Here is a 19,166-nt window from a genome sequence, read left to right as displayed (position 1 = left end):
AAATAGGGAGGGCACCATGAAAAATGATGTTCGGCGGCTATCTATTTTGTCAACTGATGAAATAGATGAACTGTTTGGATTACCTCATTTCTCAGATGATGATCGTCGATTATATTTTGACTTAAGTGCTAAAGAGCGCGAGCTATTCGACAATACCCGAACGTTTTCTGTGGCAGCCCATTTAGTATTGCAACTGGGCTATTTCAAAGCCAAACGGCAGTTTTTCAGTTATGAACAAGAATCGTCAGTACTAAATGACTTGGATTACATTGCCGCGCTGTACTTTCCCACCAAAACGCTTTCAAGACTGAAAAGTCCCTCAAGACCGATTAGGGCTGAACAACAACGAGCAATTCTTGATTTATTCCAGTATAAACAATGTGATAATGAGGTAAAAGTTGATTTGGAAGATAAAGCACAGCGGGTTGCGATGTTATCGACACAACCTATCTTTATCTTTCGTGAATTAACCCAATACTTAGCATTACACCGTATTGTCATGCCCAGTTATCGGTATATGCAAGAGATGATTGGTAGAGTGGTGGCTTATGAACGCACCCGTATTGCTCGATTACTTAGCACTTGCATGACTTCACTTATCGATCAGCAATTAGCGGCTTTGCTTCGGGCTGAGTCAGGAGTATTTCGCGTCAGCGCATTAAAACATGAAGCTAAAGATTTCAGTTATAAAGAATTGCGACATGAAGTCGCACGGCGGCAGTTTTTCCAGCCTCTACATGAGTTTGCCAAGCAGTTCCTCATAACAGCGGGGATCTCCAATGAAAGCGGCAAGTATTATGCTTCTATGGTTAAGTTTTATACCACTTATAAACTTCAACGCATGAAAAAAGAGACTGCACAGTTATATCTGCTGTTTTTTGCTTTTCATCGGTTTCAGCAAATTAATGACAACTTAATTGAAGCATTGCTCCATTGGGTCGATCAATACGAGAAACAGGCCAAGCGTGCCGCTGAAGAAGCAATGAATAATGCGGTTACCAATGCAGCGAAAAATTTACAGGCTGCGGGTCATGTATTGAGCCTGTTTACGGATGACACCATCACCGATGACACACCTTTTTCCATTATTAAAGAAAAAGCCTATGCATTGCTTGAACAAGAGAGATTCCCATTAGTTGCTGATTACTTACGCAATATTGCTTTCGACAAAACGGCATTTGAATGGTCACATTACACAAAATTATCCGCCACATTCAAACGTAACTTAAGGCAACTTTTTACTGATCTGGATTTTGCCGGACGTGTAGAAGACTCTCCTTTGCTTGAAGCTATCGCGTTTTTACAAAACTTATTGCGCACAGAAAAATCACCAAGGCAAACTGACCCTAATTCATTTCCGACTGAGATTATTCCTAAAGGTTTACGCCGATATTTGTTTAGTAAAGAGGGCAAAACATTTAAAACGCTTGATGTAGATCGCTATGAGTTTTTGGTCTATCGCCTACTACGCAACTCACTGGAAGCGGGTGATGTGTACGTTAAACATAGTAATGAATTTCGCCGCTTTGAAGATGACTTAATAAGCGATCTTAGATGGCAGGATAAAGAACGAGTATTGCAAGATATTGGTGCACCCATTTTATTGGCCCCTATCCAAGATACTCTGGCTGTATTTCATACTATGCTAGCAGCACGTTATAGTGCGATTAACCAACATATTTCTGATGGGGTCAACAAACATATTAAAGTAATTGGGGCTGCCGAAAAGCGTCGTTGGAAGCTGCTTTATCCGAGCAGTGATGAATCCGTTAATAGCGATTTTTACAGCCAGTTACCAGGAATTGGTATTGCGGATCTACTGTGGTTTGTTGCGGGTAATACTGGATTTTTAAATGCATTTACCCATGTATTAGATCGTTATGTAAAGCATGAAGCTGATCCCCGTGAAATTTTCGCCTGTATTGTTGCGATGGGAACAAACATGGGGTTAGCAAAAATGGCTGAGGTTTCAGGCCTTAGCTCAGCATCAATGGCGGGGACATCAAGAAATTATCTACGCTTGGAGACATTACGAGCGGCTAATGATGCGATTAGTAATGCGACCAGCCAGCTACCCGCATTTCATCTCTATGATATTCAGGACACACTTCATTCAAGTAGCGATGGTCAGCGGATAGAAACGCAAATTAACACCCTTAACGCTCGATATTCTCCCAAGTATTTTGGTTTACAGAAAGGTGTCAGCGCCTACACGTTGGTTGCAAATCATGTTCCTATAAATGCAAAGATTATTGGGACTCACGAACATGAAAGCCATTACGTTTTCGATTTATTGCATAACAATACCTCTGATATAAAGCCAGAACGGCATTCCACTGACACCCATGGCACCAATCAGGTTAATTTTTGGATTTTGCATGCATTTGGATATCATTTTGCACCTCGTTATCGTGATTTGCATAAGAAAATGGATACGTTAGTCGGCTCACAACATCCCAATGAGTGTGGTGACTGGCTAATAAAGCCTGCCCGAAAAACCAACGATGAATTGATTGAACGTGAATGGCCCAATATTCAACGGATCATGGCATCGCTAGCTCAAAAAGATGTTACTCAAGCCACGATTGTTCGCAAACTCTCGAGCTATTCGCGTCAGAATCAGACCAAGAAAGCATTATGGGAGTTGGAAAACATATGCCGAACGCTATACATTCTCGACTTTGTCGACGATGTTGGCTTACGTCAATGTGTACAAAAAGCATTAAATCGTGGCGAAGCCTATCATCGTCTTAGACGAGCAGTTGCATTTGTTAACGGTGGAAAATTCAGAGTAAAAACAGAAGAGGAGCAGCAAATATGGAATGAATGCTCTCGGCTCATCACCAACGCGGTCATTTACTACAACACAGTGCTGCTATCTCGTGTCTATGAACAGAAGCAAACAGTAGGAGATCAAAATGCACTGGCTCAGCTTCACAGTATTTCGCCCGTTGCATGGCAGCACATCAATATGTATGGCAATTTTGAGTTTAGTCCATCAACCTCAAAAATAGATATCGATGCATTGGTTGCTCGATATGCTGAACCAGAATATTGGAAGCAAGCGCTGATTGAGAACGAGAATTCAAGTGAGTGATTTTAGAATTTAAAGCTAACTTTACATTTTTGGCGCGTTGGGCAAATTTAGCCAAGTTGAGATCGTTGACGGCGGTAACATCCCCGTCCGGCGTTTTAAAGGTCACGCGGAGGTCTTTCACATCCAGCAAAAGGTTATTCTGCTGTTGCGCCTGTGGCGCAGTGGCCGTTTCAATAATTGTCATGACGGCGCTCCTTAACGGTCTTTCGGGTCGAGGGCATCACGCAGGCCATCGCCGATAAAGTTAAAACAAAACAGGGTAACGACCAGGAAACCCGCCGGATAAAGCAGCAGCCACGGTGAAACTTCCATCGAGTTTGCGCCATCGCTCAGCAGCGCGCCCCAGCTGCTCAGAGGCTCTTGTGTGCCGAGACCCAGGAAGCTCAGGAAAGATTCAAACAGGATCATGCTTGGTACCAGCAGTGAGGCATATACCACCACCACGCCCAGCACGTTAGGAACGATATGGCGAACCACGATATTCCCGGTGGACACACCGCCTACCTGCGCGGCTTCGATAAACTCTTTGCGTTTGAGGCTCAGCGTCTGGCCGCGAACAATACGCGCCATATCCAGCCAGGACACCATCCCGATGGCCACGAAGATCAGCAGGATATTCTGGCCGAAGAAGGTCACCAGCAGGATGACGAAGAACATAAACGGGAAGGAGTTCAGGATTTCCAGCAGACGCATCATTACCGAGTCTATTTTGCCGCCGAGGTAGCCGGAAAGTGAGCCATAGAGCGTACCCACGATCACCGCGACCAGCGCGGCAGCAATACCGACCATCAGCGAGATACGGCCACCGATAGCGACACGCACCAGCAGGTCGCGTCCAGAGGAGTCCGTGCCAAAATAGTGGCCTGATTCCATATCCGGCGCGCTGGACATCATGCCCCAGTCAGTGTCGAAATAGGTAAATTGCGACAGCATCGGCGCCAGGGTTACAAACAGCGCGATGATCACCAGAACAACCAGACTGGCAACCGCTGCACGGTTGTGCATAAAGCGACGGCGCGCGTCCTGCCAGAGGCTACGACCTTCTACTTCCAGTTTTTCACTGAAGTTTTCCAGCGCCTCGCTGTTTTTCTTACTCAACATCATGGCGTGCTCCAGCGTTAGTAACGAATTTTCGGGTCGATGACGGCATACAGCACATCGACGATAGCGTTAAAGAGAATGGTCAGCGCACCGACGAGAATCGTCAGGCTCAGCACCAGCGAATAGTCGCGGTTGAGCGCACCGTTAACGAACAGCTGACCAATGCCAGGCAGGCCGTAGATTGTTTCGATAACCATAGAGCCGGTGATGATCCCGACGAATGCCGGTCCCATGTAGGAGAGCACGGGCAACAGCGCCGGTTTGAGCGCGTGGCGGAAGATAATCCGACGCATCGGCAGCCCTTTAGCGCGCGCGGTACGAATGAAGTTCGAGTGCAGCACTTCGATCATTGAACCACGGGTGATACGCGCGATGCTGGCGATGTACGCCAGAGATAATGCCACCATCGGCAATATCATGAACTTCAATGCCCCGCCGTTCCAGCCGCCGCCAGGCAGCCACTTCAGCGTGATGGCAAATATCATCACCAGTAATGGCGCGACAACGAAGCTGGGTATTACTACCCCGGTCATTGCCACCCCCATTACGGCATAATCCCATTTGGTATTTTGTCTGAGCGCGGCGATAACGCCTGCGGTGACACCGAAAACGATGGCCAGAATGAATGCCGCAGCACCCAACTTAGCCGAAACCGGGAAGCTGGACGCGACCAGGTCGTTAACGGAATAGTCTTTATATTTAAATGACGGTCCAAAATCGCCGTGGGCCAGCTGCTTCAGATAATTGAAGTACTGGGTGGAGATAGGATCGTTCAAGTGGTATTTCGCTTCGATATTCGCCATGACTTCAGGCGGCAGCGTACGCTCACCGGTAAATGGACTTCCCGGCGCAAGGCGCATCATGAAGAAGGAAATCGTGATGAGAATAAATAGCGTTGGAATCGCTTCAAGACAGCGACGTAGGATAAATTTCAACATTGCCCGTACCTTCTGGCGTGTGCCTATATTATGTGACGTTGGTTAGACACCGTGGGGCGAGCACGCCCGCCCCACTCATTGCCATTAATGCTTGATAATATACAAGTTTTTAACGTAGATATTATCCATCGGGTCTTTACCGGTATACCCACCTACCCACGGTTTCACCAGACGGGCGTTAACGTAGTAGTAAACCGGAACGATCGCGGAATCTTTATCCAGCTGCTGCTCGGCTTGAGAGTACAGTTCTTTACGCTGTGCTTCGTCAGTGGTTTTCAGCGTGTCGCCAATCAGCTTGTCGAACGCCGGGCTCTTATAGTGAGCGGTGTTGTTCGAGCTGTCGCTCAGCATGGTGTTCAGGAAGGAGGTCGGTTCGTTATAGTCCGCACACCAGCCAGCACGAGCTACATCAAAGGTGCCCTGATGACGGCTGTCGAGGAAGGTTTTCCACTCCTGGTTCTCCAGCTTGACGTTCGCGCCCAGGTTCTTTTTCCAGATTGAGGCAACGGCGATAGCCAGTTTTTTGTGCAGATCGGAAGTGTTGTAGAGCAGGCTGAAGGTCAGCGGCTTATCTGCGGTGTAGCCCGCTTCGGCCAGCAGTTTCTTCGCTTCCGCGTTACGCTGTTCCTGAGTCTGTTTGAACCACTCTGGCTCGGTCAGTTTTGCGCCATCGGTGTATGGAGGGGTATAGCTGTACGCCGGCAGATCGCCCTGGTTTTTCACTTTGTTCACGATGATATCGCGATCCAGAGCCAGTTTCAGCGCGGTACGAACACGTACGTCGGTAAACGGTGCTTTCTGGTTGTTGATTTCATAGTAATAGGTGCACAGGTACGGATCGACGTGAACTTCTTTAGGGATCTCTTTTTTCAGTTTCTGGAACAGTTCAATCGGCATGTTGTTATAGGTCATGTCGATTTCACCGCTGCGGTAGCGGTTAACGTCAGTCACTTCGGACGAAATTGGCAGGTAGGTAACCTGATTAATAACGGTCTTAGCGTTGTCCCAGTATTGTGGGTTACGCTCAAGCACCATACGCTCGTTGACCACCCAGTCTTTCAGCTTATAGGCACCATTGGTGACGATATTGGCAGGCTGCGTCCATTTCTCACCAAATTTTTCCACGGCGGATTTTGGTACCGGAGAAACGGACGGGTGAACCAGCAGCTTATAGAAGTACGGAACAGGTTCGCTCAACGTCACTTCAAAGGTATTGGCATCGATCGCTTTTACGCCCAGGTCGGTAACAGGTTTTTTGCCCGCGATGATGTCATCAATATTGGCAATATGGCCATATTGCAGGTAGCTCGCATACGGAGAGGCGGTATTTGGATTCGCCAGACGCTGCCAGCTATAAACGAAATCTTCGGCCGTAACCGGTGTACCATCGGACCATTTCGCATCTTTACGCAGATGGAATGTCCAGACTTTGAAATCTTTGTTTTCCCATTTTTCTGCTACACCCGGTGCCGGGTGGCCGTCTACGTCTGTCACCAGCAGGCCTTCGAACAGGTCGCGGTTAACGTTAGACTCAGGAACACCTTCAATTTTGTGCGGGTCAAGAGACTGAACTTCCGCACCGTTGTTACGCACCAGCGTCTGTTTCTCCGCCAGTTGAACACCTGCAGGAACGTCCGCAGCCATTGCAGCGTTGCCCGCGATTAGCGCAGTTAAAATCCCCGCCGCTACCAGATTTTTTTTTGTGATGATGGACATTGTGTTGGTACTCCACTCATTATAATGACTGGCCTTCGCCAGCTGTGTAATCCCCTGTTGGGGCCTGTACAGCGCAGGAGTTTTTTTTGCTGCTGTCAGGTTCTTCTTTTACTGCTTGCTATCACCGACTTTTTTATTACTGACCGCTCGTATGGCCGTCTTGCGTCGATTCGTTACAGGCCTCCCCTGTTTGAGACCTGCGCTGGATATCTGAGAAGAGAACCATATGAAAATAATTCTCATCTGCTTGTTTTATGCTGCAAAATATTAGGCCGGAAAGTATCAAATGGCGTAAACGCGCGCCAATACATTTTGCAAATTTGTTAAGCAATTCTCTTTTACGGTGAGTACCGCATCGTTGAGGGCAGCCTTGCCGGACATCGAATTTCAATAAAAAAATATGATATTCAATAAGATAGAGAAAATTTTCTCTACAAGCGCGTCGCTGCGCTATCATCGAGTGATTTTGTACAAAAATTTAACAACTGGTTATTATTTAGCACATTCATCTAGGGGAATGTTGAATTTACTAATATCATTTCGGTTATCTCTCAGCAAGCCCCAGAGTATCATGTGATTAAAATAACAGTTCGATCGAAGGTTTTCTGCGCAGGCGGGTTTGGCGGGAATTAATAACTCATTGAAATACAAGCAATGAACATTATTAGTAGAATTTATTATGATATGTGAGCATTTCAACTTTAGTTATAGGATTTACTGATAATGACGTAAAAAAACGGAGCCGTGGCTCCGTTCTTTCATACGAAATATCAGTGCAGCAAACCGGGGAAAATGCTTTTAATTCCTGTAACGATGAATTCAATCCCTAACGCCATCAACAGCAGGCCCATAATACGCGTTATGACGTTAATGCCCGTCTGCCCCAACAGTCGCACCAGCCAGGGTGCCATGCGGAATACTCCCCAACAGCACAGCGCGAAAAGTGCAATGGCAACGGAAAAGCCAATCAGGTGCATCAGACTATGGTAACGCGTGCCCCAGACAATGGTTGAACTAATGGCGCCAGGGCCAGCCATGAGCGGTAAGGCCAGCGGCACCACGCCAATACTTTCGCGGATGGCAGTTTCTGACTTCTCCTGCTTGTTTTGTTTATCCTCGCCCAGCTTACCGCTGATCATTGACATGGCGATGGTCACGACCAGGATCCCACCCGCTATGCGGAACGAGTCAATCGAAATCCCGAAGAGCTGGAGAATGGCGTCACCCAGGAAAAGGGAGGTGAGCAAGATGATAGCTACTGACAGGTTAGCGGTGAGGTTGGTCTTATTCCTGGCCGCCGCCGTCTGATAACTCGTCATACTAATGAAGACAGGAATGATCCCCACCGGGTTGACCAGGGCAAACAAACCAATAAAAAATTTAAAATACGTTGGAAAATCAAAGAGCGTTTGAATCACGTTTTGCTCCGCTTATACACATGCCCGGGACTGACAATTTGTCATGAGAAATCGCGCTGAAGATACCCTTTTTATTAGCATACTTCACTCGAAATCTGCGGCAAAACGTTACCATTTCAGGATGTTAAATATATGTATAATCAATGACAGCGCCACTTCCATTACTTACGTAATTATTTAACACTTGAAAAACCTCAACGAAATAACCCTGCTGAAAGGTATCAGCTTGGGGGAAAATTGACGCAGATCATGATTTCCGTACTCAGAAGTGAGTAATCTTGGTTACGCCCCCAGGGAGATCACCTGACAAAAAGGGATGATGCTAAGGTAAGGCTCTTTTAGTAAATTAGTGTGCTGACGCAGAAAGTAACTCTTTGTTTTACTTTGTGTTACGCAAGTCGTATCGGCTCTGTCTATACTGTGTGACGTATCGAGCGCTGGTTTACTAAAAGAGTTTAAACATTATCAGGAGAGCATTATGGCTGTTACTAATATCGCTGAACTGAACGCCCTCGTCGAGCGCGTTAAAAAAGCCCAGCGTGAATATGCCAATTTCACCCAAGAACAGGTTGATAAAATCTTCCGCGCGGCCGCACTGGCTGCTGCAGATGCTCGAATCCCTCTCGCTAAAATGGCCGTCGCCGAATCCGGCATGGGCATCGTGGAAGATAAAGTGATTAAAAACCACTTTGCTTCCGAGTATATCTACAACGCCTATAAAGATGAGAAAACCTGTGGCGTGCTGTCCGAAGACGACACCTTCGGTACCATCACCATCGCTGAACCTATCGGCATCATCTGCGGTATTGTTCCGACAACTAACCCAACGTCTACAGCTATCTTCAAATCACTGATTAGCCTGAAGACTCGTAACGCAATCATCTTCTCTCCACACCCACGTGCGAAAGACGCGACTAACAAAGCTGCAGATATCGTCCTGCAGGCGGCGATTGCTGCTGGCGCACCAAAAGATCTGATCGGCTGGATCGACCAACCTTCCGTTGAGCTCTCCAATGCGCTGATGCATCACCCGGACATTAACCTGATCCTGGCGACCGGTGGTCCAGGCATGGTTAAAGCCGCATACAGCTCCGGTAAACCTGCTATCGGCGTGGGCGCGGGTAACACCCCTGTTGTTATCGATGAAACCGCTGATATCAAACGTGCCGTTGCGTCTGTGCTGATGTCTAAAACCTTCGATAACGGCGTGATCTGTGCATCTGAACAATCTGTTGTTGTTGTCGATTCCGTGTACGACGCTGTTCGTGAACGTTTCGCCAGCCACGGCGGCTACCTGCTGCAGGGCAAAGAGCTAAAAGCCGTTCAGGACATTATCCTGAAAAATGGCGCGCTGAACGCCGCTATCGTGGGTCAGCCAGCCTACAAAATTGCTGAACTCGCAGGCTTTACCGTTCCGGCAACAACCAAAATCCTGATCGGTGAAGTGAAAGTTGTTGATGAAAGCGAGCCGTTTGCTCACGAAAAACTGTCTCCAACGCTTGCCATGTACCGTGCGAAAGATTTCGAAGACGCGGTAGAGAAAGCCGAGAAACTGGTTGCCATGGGCGGTATCGGTCACACTTCTTGTCTGTACACCGACCAGGACAACCAGCCAGAACGCGTTGCCCACTTCGGTCAGATGATGAAAACTGCACGTATCCTGATTAACACCCCTGCTTCTCAGGGTGGTATCGGTGATCTGTACAACTTTAAACTCGCACCTTCCCTGACTCTGGGTTGTGGTTCCTGGGGTGGTAACTCCATCTCTGAAAACGTTGGTCCAAAACACCTGATCAACAAGAAAACCGTTGCTAAGCGAGCTGAAAACATGTTGTGGCACAAACTTCCGAAATCTATCTACTTCCGCCGTGGCTCACTGCCAATCGCGCTGGATGAAGTGATTACTGATGGCCACAAACGTGCGCTCATCGTGACTGACCGTTTCCTGTTCAACAACGGCTACGCTGACCAGATCACCTCTGTACTGAAAGCGGCTGGCGTTGAAACTGAAGTGTTCTTTGAAGTTGAAGCTGACCCTACCCTGAGCGTTGTGCGTAAAGGTGCTGAACTGGCTAACTCCTTCAAACCAGATGTGATTATCGCACTGGGTGGTGGTTCCCCAATGGACGCCGCGAAAATCATGTGGGTCATGTATGAGCATCCTGAAACCCACTTCGAAGAACTGGCGCTGCGCTTTATGGACATCCGTAAACGTATCTACAAGTTCCCGAAAATGGGCGTAAAAGCGAAAATGATCGCGGTAACCACCACTTCCGGTACCGGTTCAGAAGTTACGCCATTCGCAGTAGTAACGGACGATGCAACAGGTCAGAAATATCCACTGGCTGACTATGCACTGACCCCAGACATGGCTATCGTTGATGCGAACCTGGTCATGGAGATGCCGAAATCACTGTGTGCGTTCGGTGGTCTGGATGCGGTAACTCACGCCCTGGAAGCTTACGTTTCTGTGCTGGCATCTGAGTTCTCTGACGGTCAGGCTCTGCAGGCTCTGAAACTGCTGAAAGAAAACCTGCCAGCGTCCTACAACGAAGGGTCTAAAAACCCGGTAGCACGTGAACGAGTTCACAGTGCAGCTACCATCGCCGGTATCGCGTTTGCGAACGCCTTCCTGGGTGTTTGCCACTCTATGGCGCACAAACTGGGTTCTCAGTTCCACATTCCTCACGGTCTGGCGAACGCCCTGTTGATCAGCAACGTTATCCGTTATAACGCTAACGACAACCCAACCAAGCAGACTGCTTTCAGCCAGTACGACCGTCCGCAAGCGCGTCGTCGTTACGCTGAAATCGCAGACCACCTTGGTCTGAGCGCACCGGGCGACCGTACTGCTGCGAAGATTGAGAAACTGCTGGCATGGCTGGAAAGCCTGAAAGCTGAGCTGGGTATTCCTAAATCTATCCGTGAAGCAGGCGTTCAGGAAGCTGACTTCCTCGCTCATGTAGATAAGCTGTCTGAAGATGCATTCGATGACCAGTGTACTGGTGCTAACCCGCGCTACCCACTGATCTCCGAGCTGAAGCAGATTCTGCTGGATACCTACTACGGTCGTGAATTCAAAGAAGGTGACGTTGCCGCTGTGAAAACAGAAGTTCCTGTCATCAAAGCGGACAAGAAAGCGAAGAAAAGCGCTTAATTGACCGCAGCAGATGAAAAACCCGCCTTATGGCGGGTTTTTTTTATGCCTGAATAATGAGGCAGATGTTATTTTCGGTTGTCGTGCTGAATCGCCGTCAGCGAGCCTACAACTAACGCTTCTTTATAATGCTTACGACAGACCGAAACATAGCGTTCATTACCGCCTATCACCACCTGCTCACCATCTGCATAAGGTTTTCCGGCCTGGTCGAGGCGAAGCACCATACTGGCTTTGCGACCGCAGAAGCAGATTGTTTTCAATTCGACAAGCTTATCCGACCAGGCGAGCAAATACTGGCTACCGGCAAAGAGCTCACCGCGGAAATCAGTACGCAGGCCGTAACACAGCACGGGAATATCAAGCTCATCGACCACCTCTGAAAGGGCATGAACCTGTTCACGCGTCAGAAACTGGCTTTCATCTACCAGAACACAGTGAATGGGCTGCAAAGCATGTTCTGTACGAATGTCCTCAAACAGATCGGTTTTCGGGTTAAACAGTCTGGCAGGCGACGAGAGCCCTATTCTTGAGCTCACCTTCCCTGCGCCAAAGCGATCGTCAATTTCAGCCGTATAAACAACGGTACGCATCCCACGCTCCTGGTAATTGTACGAGGATTGCAGCAACGCGGTGGATTTCCCGGCATTCATTGCCGAATAGTAGAAATAAAGTTGTGCCATTGGCCGTAAAACCCTATTCAATGTGTAATATTCCCGATGATTCATTGTACCATAATTTGTCTGGTCATCAGCGATGCAGCACACAGAAGAAGCGTTTCAGCGTGGAGTTCACAACCTTCTTTTCATGAAAATAGCCCGTTAAAACATGAAGTAAACTCCTTCTGCCCGGCCAATATGTTATATGTTCAGCCAAACATAACACTGCTTTTTATAGTGGAATCCCTGTTCTTTAAAATTCACTATTTATTAACTATTACAGTCTTAACATCACGGTGGGGAACTAATACAAAAGGCTGATATTTCTCCGCCGCAACTATAATTCCTGCGGTAAATGTCACAAAAAAAAGATGCAATCGACCGGGTCCAGCCGGGTTAGCTGATAACAAACGAGACTGTTGGGTGATGAAATTTAAGTTAGCGTAATTAATAATAGCGGCATTATTTAGTATTTTTTGAATTCCTTACATTCCTGGCTATTGCACAACTGAATTTATGGCTCTATTATTAGGTCAACAAACCACCCCCCATTATAAGTTTGAGATTACTACAATGAGCGAAGCACTTAAAATTCTGAACAACATCCGTACTCTTCGTGCGCAGGCAAGAGAATGCACCCTCGAAACGCTTGAAGAAATGCTGGAAAAATTAGAAGTTGTAGTTAATGAACGTCGTGAAGAAGAAAGCGCAGCTGCTGCTGAAATCGAAGAACGTACTCGTAAACTGCAGCAATATCGTGAAATGCTGATTGCTGATGGTATCGATCCAAATGAATTGCTGAACAGCATGGCTGCAGCTAAAACCGGTACTAAAGCCAAGCGTGCTGCTCGTCCTGCTAAATATAGCTACGTTGACGAGAACGACGAAACTAAAACCTGGACTGGCCAGGGCCGCACTCCTGCTGTTATCAAGAAAGCCATGGACGAACAAGGCAAACAGCTGGACGACTTCCTGATCAAGGATTAATCCAACCGTATTCAGAAAAATCCCGCGTAATGCGGGATTTTTTTTAACCTAAATTTGTCGCAAACAACCCCTTACACTCTGTCATAAAGCATTATTTGGCAATTTTAATAACTGTACTTAGAGACAGGTTTCAGAAGTGTTTAGGGCATAAAAAAACCGGTGGGCAGCGCCTCACCGGTTTCGGACATATGTAACCGTGGCTTATTTCTTAATACCTACGCTCTCTTTGAGCCAGGTTTTAAATTCTTCACCAAGAGTATTGTGGCGAATACCATATTCAACGAACGCCTGCATATAACCAAGCTTATTACCGCAGTCATGGCTCTTACCTTTCATATGGTAAGCCTCAACGGTCTCTTTCTCGATCAGCATATCAATGGCATCCGTCAGCTGAATCTCATCCCCCGCTCCTGGAGGCGTTTTCGCCAGCAGAGGCCAGATTTCAGCGCTCAGGACATAGCGACCTACAACGGCCAGGTTTGAAGGCGCTACGTCGGCTTTAGGCTTCTCTACCACGCCAACCATTGGCACGCTTTCGCCCGGTTCAAGGTTAACGCCTTTGCAGTCAACCACACCGTATGCCGTCACGTCTTCAACAGGCTCAACCATGATCTGGCTGCTGCCGGTTTCGTCGAAACGTTTGATCATCTCAGCAAGGTTATCCTGAGAAAGATCGGATTCGTATTCGTCCAGAATTACGTCAGGCAGAATTACCGCTACAGGCTCATCACCTACAACAGGATGTGCGCACATCACAGCGTGGCCCAGACCTTTAGCCAGGCCCTGACGAACCTGCATAATGGTAACGTGCGGCGGGCAAATAGACTGAACTTCTTCTAACAGCTGACGCTTAACACGCTTTTCCAGCATGGCTTCAAGTTCAAAGCTTGTATCGAAATGGTTTTCGATAGAGTTTTTTGATGAATGCGTAACCAGCACAATTTCAGTGATGCCGGCTGCGATACATTCATTAACGACATACTGGATTAATGGCTTATCAACCAGAGGCAGCATCTCTTTAGGAATTGCCTTAGTTGCTGGTAACATCCTGGTCCCCAATCCCGCTACCGGGATGACGGCCTTTCTGACTTTCGAATTTAGGGCAGCCATTCAAATTCTCCTGAGCTGTTCAAGTTTTGAACTTTTATGCAATAAATAACGCGTTGAGTATATCAGCCTCGTCCCGCAGTTCGGGTCTGAAAAGAACGCGTTGCCGATCAATTAGGATAAATACGCATGAAACTGGGCAGCGATAGTAGCACTCCCCGTAAAACACAGGTAAAGCAATCTTAAAATTAAGATCCAATTGCTTATTCCGTGGACAACATTAAGCGCAGCCGTCCCCCGGCGCCCCAAATTTGGCACTGCCAGGAGGAACAGCGGTGGCTAATTTGATTAAGATACGCCGTACCCAATGTCCCAAGCGGCACACCGTTACTCACCTCAATATGATGTTCACCGGTATTCAGTGAAGCGTTGAGACCCGCTGAGACGAGGATCAGATTCTTTAAACCGCTGTGGTAATAACCGACCAGCAGCGGGAACTGTCCGGGCAAATTAGCCTGACGAAAAAGCTGGTTTACCTGTTTAAGCAAACTGCCTAACTCCGGCAGCCGTTGTCCCTGATGCGATAACTGTTCCTGCAGCAAACCATTAAATAGCGCGCGAAGAAGCAACGCGGCTAATACGCCATTATCCCCCGCACGGGTGACATCCAGAGAATAAAACGCAAGGTCGGAATCAGATAATGGTGCGATATCCAGCACCAGTCCCGGCTGGTCAGCCGCCACCAGCTGGCGATAATTTACGCGGCAGTGCGAAATAGTTTGCTGTACGGGCGGCTGAAGTTCTTGCAACAGTTTCGCCGCAGCAGGAGGATCACTCACCAGTGCATCCCAGTCCTGGAAAAGACGCTCCTCTTCCTCTACCCGGGAATTAAACATATTCGGATAAAGGCACGCTAAGACCGTTTCTCGCAGCCGGTTCAGATCCTTGACCGGCTTAAGCAGAATATCCTGGACGCCAAGACGCAATGCTTTGGCGATATCCGCCATATTCTCTGTGGCAGAGATCACCAGAATCGGCGTCTGGTTGCCTTCGTTACGCAGATGTTCAACCAGCTTCAGTCCATTCATGCGCGGCATCTCAATGTCGCAAATCATCAAATCGGGCGTAATGCTGATCATTTTTTCCAGGGCGTCGATACCATCTTCAGCGAGTGAAGTGATTGCTCCCAGCGAGGATAACCACGAATCCAGTAGCGATCGGAAAACGGGCTCGTCTTCTACAATCAAAATGTGTTTTCCGGCCAATGGCTGCGTCATGGTTCCTCCCCTGGCTGACAGTAACTAAATAGTGGCATGCGATCGGCACTATCGCCTGTCAGATTTTGCTGAAGTAGTCAAAAAAAGGTGCTTAACGTGCTGTTTGCACAAAAGGCAACAATTCGTCCATTTTCTTTTCGACGGCTAACGAGCCCGCTGCGATGGCGGCCTCAGCCCGATGGAAATCAAGAGTAGAGATTTGCGGACAGTAAGGCTGAATAAGAATATCTGGCGGATCGCCTGCCATACGATTGCGCTTAAGGCGGTTCTCCAGAACCTGGATTGACGTGGTCATGATTTCTATCGCCGTCGGCGCGGCAACCGAGCGTCGCGCGGCCATGCGCCCGATTCTGCCGCGCAGGCGCTCATGCCAGGCCAGTTTCTCGCCCTCGGCATCTTCGCTCTGGAGATTGACCGGCATGAGGTCCTGTTGCATCAGGTGGGCGTCGTGCTGGAGGTCGACGGCAATTACGATATCCGCCCCCATTGCACGGGTCAGAGAGATGGGAACCGGGTTCACGACGCCACCGTCGACAAGCCAGTAACCGTTGTGTGGGACAGGCGCCATGAGCCCCGGCATGCTGCAGGAGGCGCGCACGGCAAGATGGATATCCCCTTCGGTTAGCCAAAGCTCGCGTCCCGTGCTGAGGTTCGTCGCGACGGCGCCGAAGGGCATCTGACAATCAGTAAAGTCTTCGAGAGGCATCACCTGGCGGAACTGGTTAAAGACGCGTTCGCCGCGCAACAGCCCACCCCGCTGCCACGAAAGGTCCATCAGACGCAGGACGTCCCAGTAGCTGAAGGAACGCACCCAGGTCTCGAGTTCCGGAAGCTTCCCGCACGCGTAAGCGGAGCCGACAAGCGATCCTATTGAACAACCTGCGACAATATCTACGTTAATGCCCATCTTGTTTAAGGCATTAATCACGCCGATGTGCGACCATCCCCGGGCTGCACCTGAGCCCAGCGCCAGTCCAATTTTAACCTTTCTCATTAGCCCTGTTTTACTTCCCCTGGATTCCTGACATAGCGTCAACGCAACAGCTCAGTTAACATAGTGCTACCCGAAGCGTTTTACGCCTTTATTATTTGTTCCAGGAAGAGAATCGTGTCTCAACTCTGCCCTTGTGGTAGCGCTCTGGAGTATAGCCTATGTTGCCAGCGATATCTGTCTGGCGATCAGGTTGCACCAGACCCGTCACACCTCATGCGTTCACGTTACACTGCTTTTGTGATCAAAGACGCAGACTACCTGATTAAAACCTGGCATCCCTCCTGCCAGGCTGCCGAATTCAGACAGGACATCGAAGCCGGCTTCGCGAACACGCAGTGGCTCGGCCTTACCGTCTATGAATCCTCAACGGGCAGCCATGTTGATGAAGGTTACGTCAGCTTTGTTGCTCGTTTTACCGAGAATAATAAACCTGGCGCCATTATCGAGCGTTCCCGGTTCTTAAAGGAAAGCGGGCAGTGGTATTATATTGACGGAACGCGCCCACAGTTTGGTCGTAACGATCCCTGCCCGTGTGGTTCAGGTAAAAAATTTAAAAAGTGTTGCGGGCAGTAATGCCTGACAACCCAGACTTCGCAAATACAAACAGGATTTCCCGGCGATGCAATCATTACAACGTAAAGTTCTGCGCACCATCTGTCCCGATCAAAAAGGACTGATCGCACGAATTACCAACATTTGCTACAAACATGAACTGAATATCGTGCAGAACAACGAGTTCGTTGACCACCGTACCGGCCGCTTCTTTATGCGTACCGAACTCGAAGGTATTTTCAACGACACCACCCTGCTTGCCGATCTCGACAGCGCGCTTCCGGAAGGTTCCGTACGCGAGCTGACCCCAGCCGGTCGACGCCGCATCGTGATCCTGGTGACAAAAGAAGCACACTGTCTGGGCGACCTGCTGATGAAAGCAAACTACGGCGGTCTGGACGTGGAAATAGCTGCCGTTATTGGCAACCATGAGACGCTGCGCACGCTGGTCGAGCGTTTTGATATTCCGTTTGAGCTGGTTAGCCACGAAGGTCATACCCGTGAAGAACACGACGATCTGATGGCCCAGGCCATTGAAGCGCATAACCCGGACTACGTGGTGCTGGCGAAATACATGCGCGTGTTAACGCCATCCTTCGTGGCGCGTTTCCCGAACAAGATCATCAACATTCACCACTCGTTCCTGCCAGCCTTTATTGGCGCGCGTCCCTACCACCAGGCGTACGAGCGCGGCGTGAAGATCATCGGTGCAACCGCACACTACGTGAATGACAACCTGGACGAAGGTCCAATCATCATGCAGGACGTGATTCACGTGGATCACACCTACACGGCCGAGGACATGATGCGTGCAGGGCGTGACGTTGAGAAGAACGTGCTGAGCCGTGCGCTGTATCAGGTACTGGCGCAGCGTGTCTTTGTCTACGGCAACAGAACCATCATTCTTTAATCTTTCGGAAAATGAATTGATTAGCTTTGCGCCTTTACGGATAAAAAGCAGGCAAACAGCTTCATTTCCCTAAAGGAATGCTTTACAGGGGCGCCTCATTTGATATGATGCGCCCCGCTTCCAGCAGGAAGCAGGCCAGTAAAAAGCATTACCCCGTGGTGGGGTTCCCGAGCGGCCAAAGGGAGCAGACTGTAAATCTGCCGTCATCGACTTCGAAGGTTCGAATCCTTCCCCCACCACCATCTCTCAGCATGACCTCAAAATTTGAATTACCCCTGGTGGGGTTCCCGAGCGGCCAAAGGGAGCAGACTGTAAATCTGCCGTCATCGACTTCGAAGGTTCGAATCCTTCCCCCACCACCATCACTTTCAAATGACTCTGAATCTCCTTTTTGCACCAGGCATCATGCATTTCCGTAACGGGGAAGGATGAGAAGCTTCGACTAAGGTTCGATTCGAGCGTAGCGAGAAAGCGTTGCCGCAGGCAACGACCCGAAGGGCGAGGCGCAACGCGCCGAGTAATCCTTCCCCCACCACCATCACTTTCAAATAACTCCAAACTTTCTGTTCGCACCACGCATCATGCATTTCCGTAACGGGGAAGGATGAGAAGCTTCGATTAAGGTTCGATTCGAGCGTAGCGAGAAAGCGTTGCCGCAGGCAACGACCCGAAGGGCGAGGCGCAACGCGCCGAGTAATCCTTCCCCCACCACCATCACTTTCAAATAACTCCAAACTTTCTGTTCGCACCACGCATCATGCATTTCTGTAACGAGGAAGCCTTTGTAGTCCGGGTAAGGCGCAGCCGCCACCCGGAAACAGAAACCAGAAGCCTACATCGGCGGCAAACGACGCTTCACCGGCGAACTCTTCACAATCGACGTATTGCACTGGGCATGCTCCGCCAGGCCGTCCAGCAACACATCCAGCTGCTCTATCGATCGCACCACCAGCCTAATCACAAAGCAATCTTCCCCGGTGACTTTGTCGCTCTCAATACACTCCGGCATCGCCTGAATGTATTTATCCACCTTATGCAACAACCCCGGCAAAGGCCGCACGCGCACCAGCGCCTGCAGCGTATACCCCAGCGCCGCCAGATTCACCCGTGCGCCATACCCCTGAATCACACCGCGCTCTTCCAGCCTTTTCAGGCGTTCTGCCGTGCTGGGGGAAGTCAGACCGATGCGTCCGCTGAGCACCTTCAAAGACATGCGCGCATCTTCGACCAGACAGGCTAAAATTTGTCGGTCGATATCATCGAGAAGGTATTCCATCCTTTTCACCTAATTTTAAAAAGCCATCACTGCATTT

14 protein-coding genes, 2 tRNA genes, 2 other RNA genes and 1 pseudogene are annotated in these 19,166 nt (G+C 49.0%); 9 read left to right on the top strand and 10 right to left on the bottom strand.

Features of this window, described 5'->3' with window-relative positions:
* Positions 1-16: 16 nt before the first annotated feature.
* Positions 17-3,097, top strand: a complete 3,081-nt coding sequence (locus WM95_RS13145; protein ID WP_011787830.1) for a Tn3 family transposase — start codon at positions 17-19, stop codon at positions 3,095-3,097.
* 49 nt (positions 3,098-3,146) lie between these two features.
* Here WM95_RS13145 and oppD read toward each other — a convergent pair.
* The 5 genes and pseudogenes from oppD to WM95_RS13120 form a co-directional block, all read right to left on the bottom strand.
* A pseudogene (gene oppD / locus WM95_RS27190) lies at positions 3,147-3,281 on the bottom strand (oligopeptide ABC transporter ATP-binding protein OppD); the annotation flags it as partial.
* A gap of 11 nt (positions 3,282-3,292) precedes the next feature.
* Entirely contained in the window at positions 3,293-4,201 is a 909-nt protein-coding gene (gene oppC, locus WM95_RS13135) for an oligopeptide ABC transporter permease OppC (protein WP_023312096.1), read from the bottom strand.
* Positions 4,202-4,215: 14 nt separating this feature from the next.
* Positions 4,216-5,136, bottom strand: coding sequence for an oligopeptide ABC transporter permease OppB (gene oppB / locus WM95_RS13130; RefSeq protein ID WP_008502786.1), 921 nt, complete (start codon positions 5,134-5,136; stop codon positions 4,216-4,218).
* A gap of 84 nt (positions 5,137-5,220) precedes the next feature.
* On the bottom strand, positions 5,221-6,852 hold the full coding sequence (oppA, locus tag WM95_RS13125; RefSeq protein ID WP_059446808.1) for an oligopeptide ABC transporter substrate-binding protein OppA: 1,632 nt from the start codon (positions 6,850-6,852) through the stop codon (positions 5,221-5,223).
* A gap of 770 nt (positions 6,853-7,622) precedes the next feature.
* Positions 7,623-8,270: a YchE family NAAT transporter gene (locus WM95_RS13120; protein WP_023312098.1), complete on the bottom strand. Its 648-nt coding sequence runs from the start codon at positions 8,268-8,270 to the stop codon at positions 7,623-7,625.
* A gap of 478 nt (positions 8,271-8,748) precedes the next feature.
* On the opposite strand from WM95_RS13120, the gene adhE reads away from it, so the two are divergent.
* Positions 8,749-11,427, top strand: a complete 2,679-nt coding sequence (gene adhE, locus WM95_RS13115) for a bifunctional acetaldehyde-CoA/alcohol dehydrogenase (RefSeq protein ID WP_059446810.1) — start codon at positions 8,749-8,751, stop codon at positions 11,425-11,427.
* Positions 11,428-11,495: 68 nt separating this feature from the next.
* On the opposite strand, the gene tdk is transcribed toward adhE, so the two are convergent.
* On the bottom strand, positions 11,496-12,110 hold the full coding sequence (tdk, locus tag WM95_RS13110; protein WP_063409353.1) for a thymidine kinase: 615 nt from the start codon (positions 12,108-12,110) through the stop codon (positions 11,496-11,498).
* A 549-nt stretch (positions 12,111-12,659) separates the two neighbouring features.
* Here tdk and hns point away from each other — a divergent pair.
* Positions 12,660-13,073 (top strand): histone-like nucleoid-structuring protein H-NS, encoded by a 414-nt coding sequence (hns, locus tag WM95_RS13105; protein ID WP_088544799.1) that lies wholly within the window; start codon positions 12,660-12,662, stop codon positions 13,071-13,073.
* Between the two features lie 201 nt (positions 13,074-13,274).
* Here hns and galU read toward each other — a convergent pair whose 3' ends face one another.
* The 3 genes from galU to rssA all read right to left on the bottom strand — a co-directional run bounded on the left by galU (position 13,275) and on the right by rssA (position 16,391).
* Entirely contained in the window at positions 13,275-14,183 is a 909-nt protein-coding gene (galU, locus tag WM95_RS13100) for a UTP--glucose-1-phosphate uridylyltransferase GalU (RefSeq protein ID WP_008502780.1), read from the bottom strand.
* A 200-nt stretch (positions 14,184-14,383) separates the two neighbouring features.
* Positions 14,384-15,397: a two-component system response regulator RssB gene (rssB, locus tag WM95_RS13095; protein WP_023312101.1), complete on the bottom strand. Its 1,014-nt coding sequence runs from the start codon at positions 15,395-15,397 to the stop codon at positions 14,384-14,386.
* A 91-nt stretch (positions 15,398-15,488) separates the two neighbouring features.
* Positions 15,489-16,391 (bottom strand): patatin-like phospholipase RssA, encoded by a 903-nt coding sequence (rssA, locus tag WM95_RS13090; RefSeq protein WP_023312102.1) that lies wholly within the window; start codon positions 16,389-16,391, stop codon positions 15,489-15,491.
* 114 nt (positions 16,392-16,505) lie between these two features.
* Here rssA and WM95_RS13085 point away from each other — a divergent pair, with 114 nt between their 5' ends.
* The 6 genes from WM95_RS13085 to WM95_RS13060 all read left to right on the top strand — a co-directional run bounded on the left by WM95_RS13085 (position 16,506) and on the right by WM95_RS13060 (position 18,567).
* Entirely contained in the window at positions 16,506-16,964 is a 459-nt protein-coding gene (locus tag WM95_RS13085) for a YchJ family protein (RefSeq protein ID WP_032656686.1), read from the top strand.
* A 46-nt stretch (positions 16,965-17,010) separates the two neighbouring features.
* Positions 17,011-17,853: a formyltetrahydrofolate deformylase gene (gene purU / locus WM95_RS13080; RefSeq protein ID WP_023312104.1), complete on the top strand. Its 843-nt coding sequence runs from the start codon at positions 17,011-17,013 to the stop codon at positions 17,851-17,853.
* Positions 17,854-18,010: 157 nt separating this feature from the next.
* A tRNA-Tyr gene (locus WM95_RS13075) sits at positions 18,011-18,095 on the top strand.
* 35 nt (positions 18,096-18,130) lie between these two features.
* Positions 18,131-18,215: transfer RNA gene (locus WM95_RS13070), tRNA-Tyr, on the top strand.
* Between the two features lie 45 nt (positions 18,216-18,260).
* Positions 18,261-18,391: non-coding RNA, RtT sRNA (locus WM95_RS13065), on the top strand.
* Between the two features lie 45 nt (positions 18,392-18,436).
* A non-coding RNA gene (locus WM95_RS13060) (RtT sRNA) lies at positions 18,437-18,567 on the top strand.
* 118 nt (positions 18,568-18,685) lie between these two features.
* Here the strand turns inward: WM95_RS13060 and WM95_RS13055 are convergent.
* The gene (locus tag WM95_RS13055) at positions 18,686-19,129 is read right to left on the bottom strand and encodes an Lrp/AsnC family transcriptional regulator (RefSeq protein ID WP_029740417.1); all 444 of its coding nucleotides are present in this window, start codon (positions 19,127-19,129) and stop codon (positions 18,686-18,688) included.
* Between the last annotated feature and the right edge of the window lie 37 nt (positions 19,130-19,166).

Origin of the sequence: Enterobacter cloacae complex sp. ECNIH7 (assembly GCF_002208095.1) — a bacterium.
GTDB lineage: Bacteria > Pseudomonadota > Gammaproteobacteria > Enterobacterales > Enterobacteriaceae > Enterobacter > Enterobacter cloacae_M.
The sequence above is the reverse complement of the archived record's forward strand: the minus strand, read 5'-3'. Positions and strand labels throughout refer to the sequence as shown.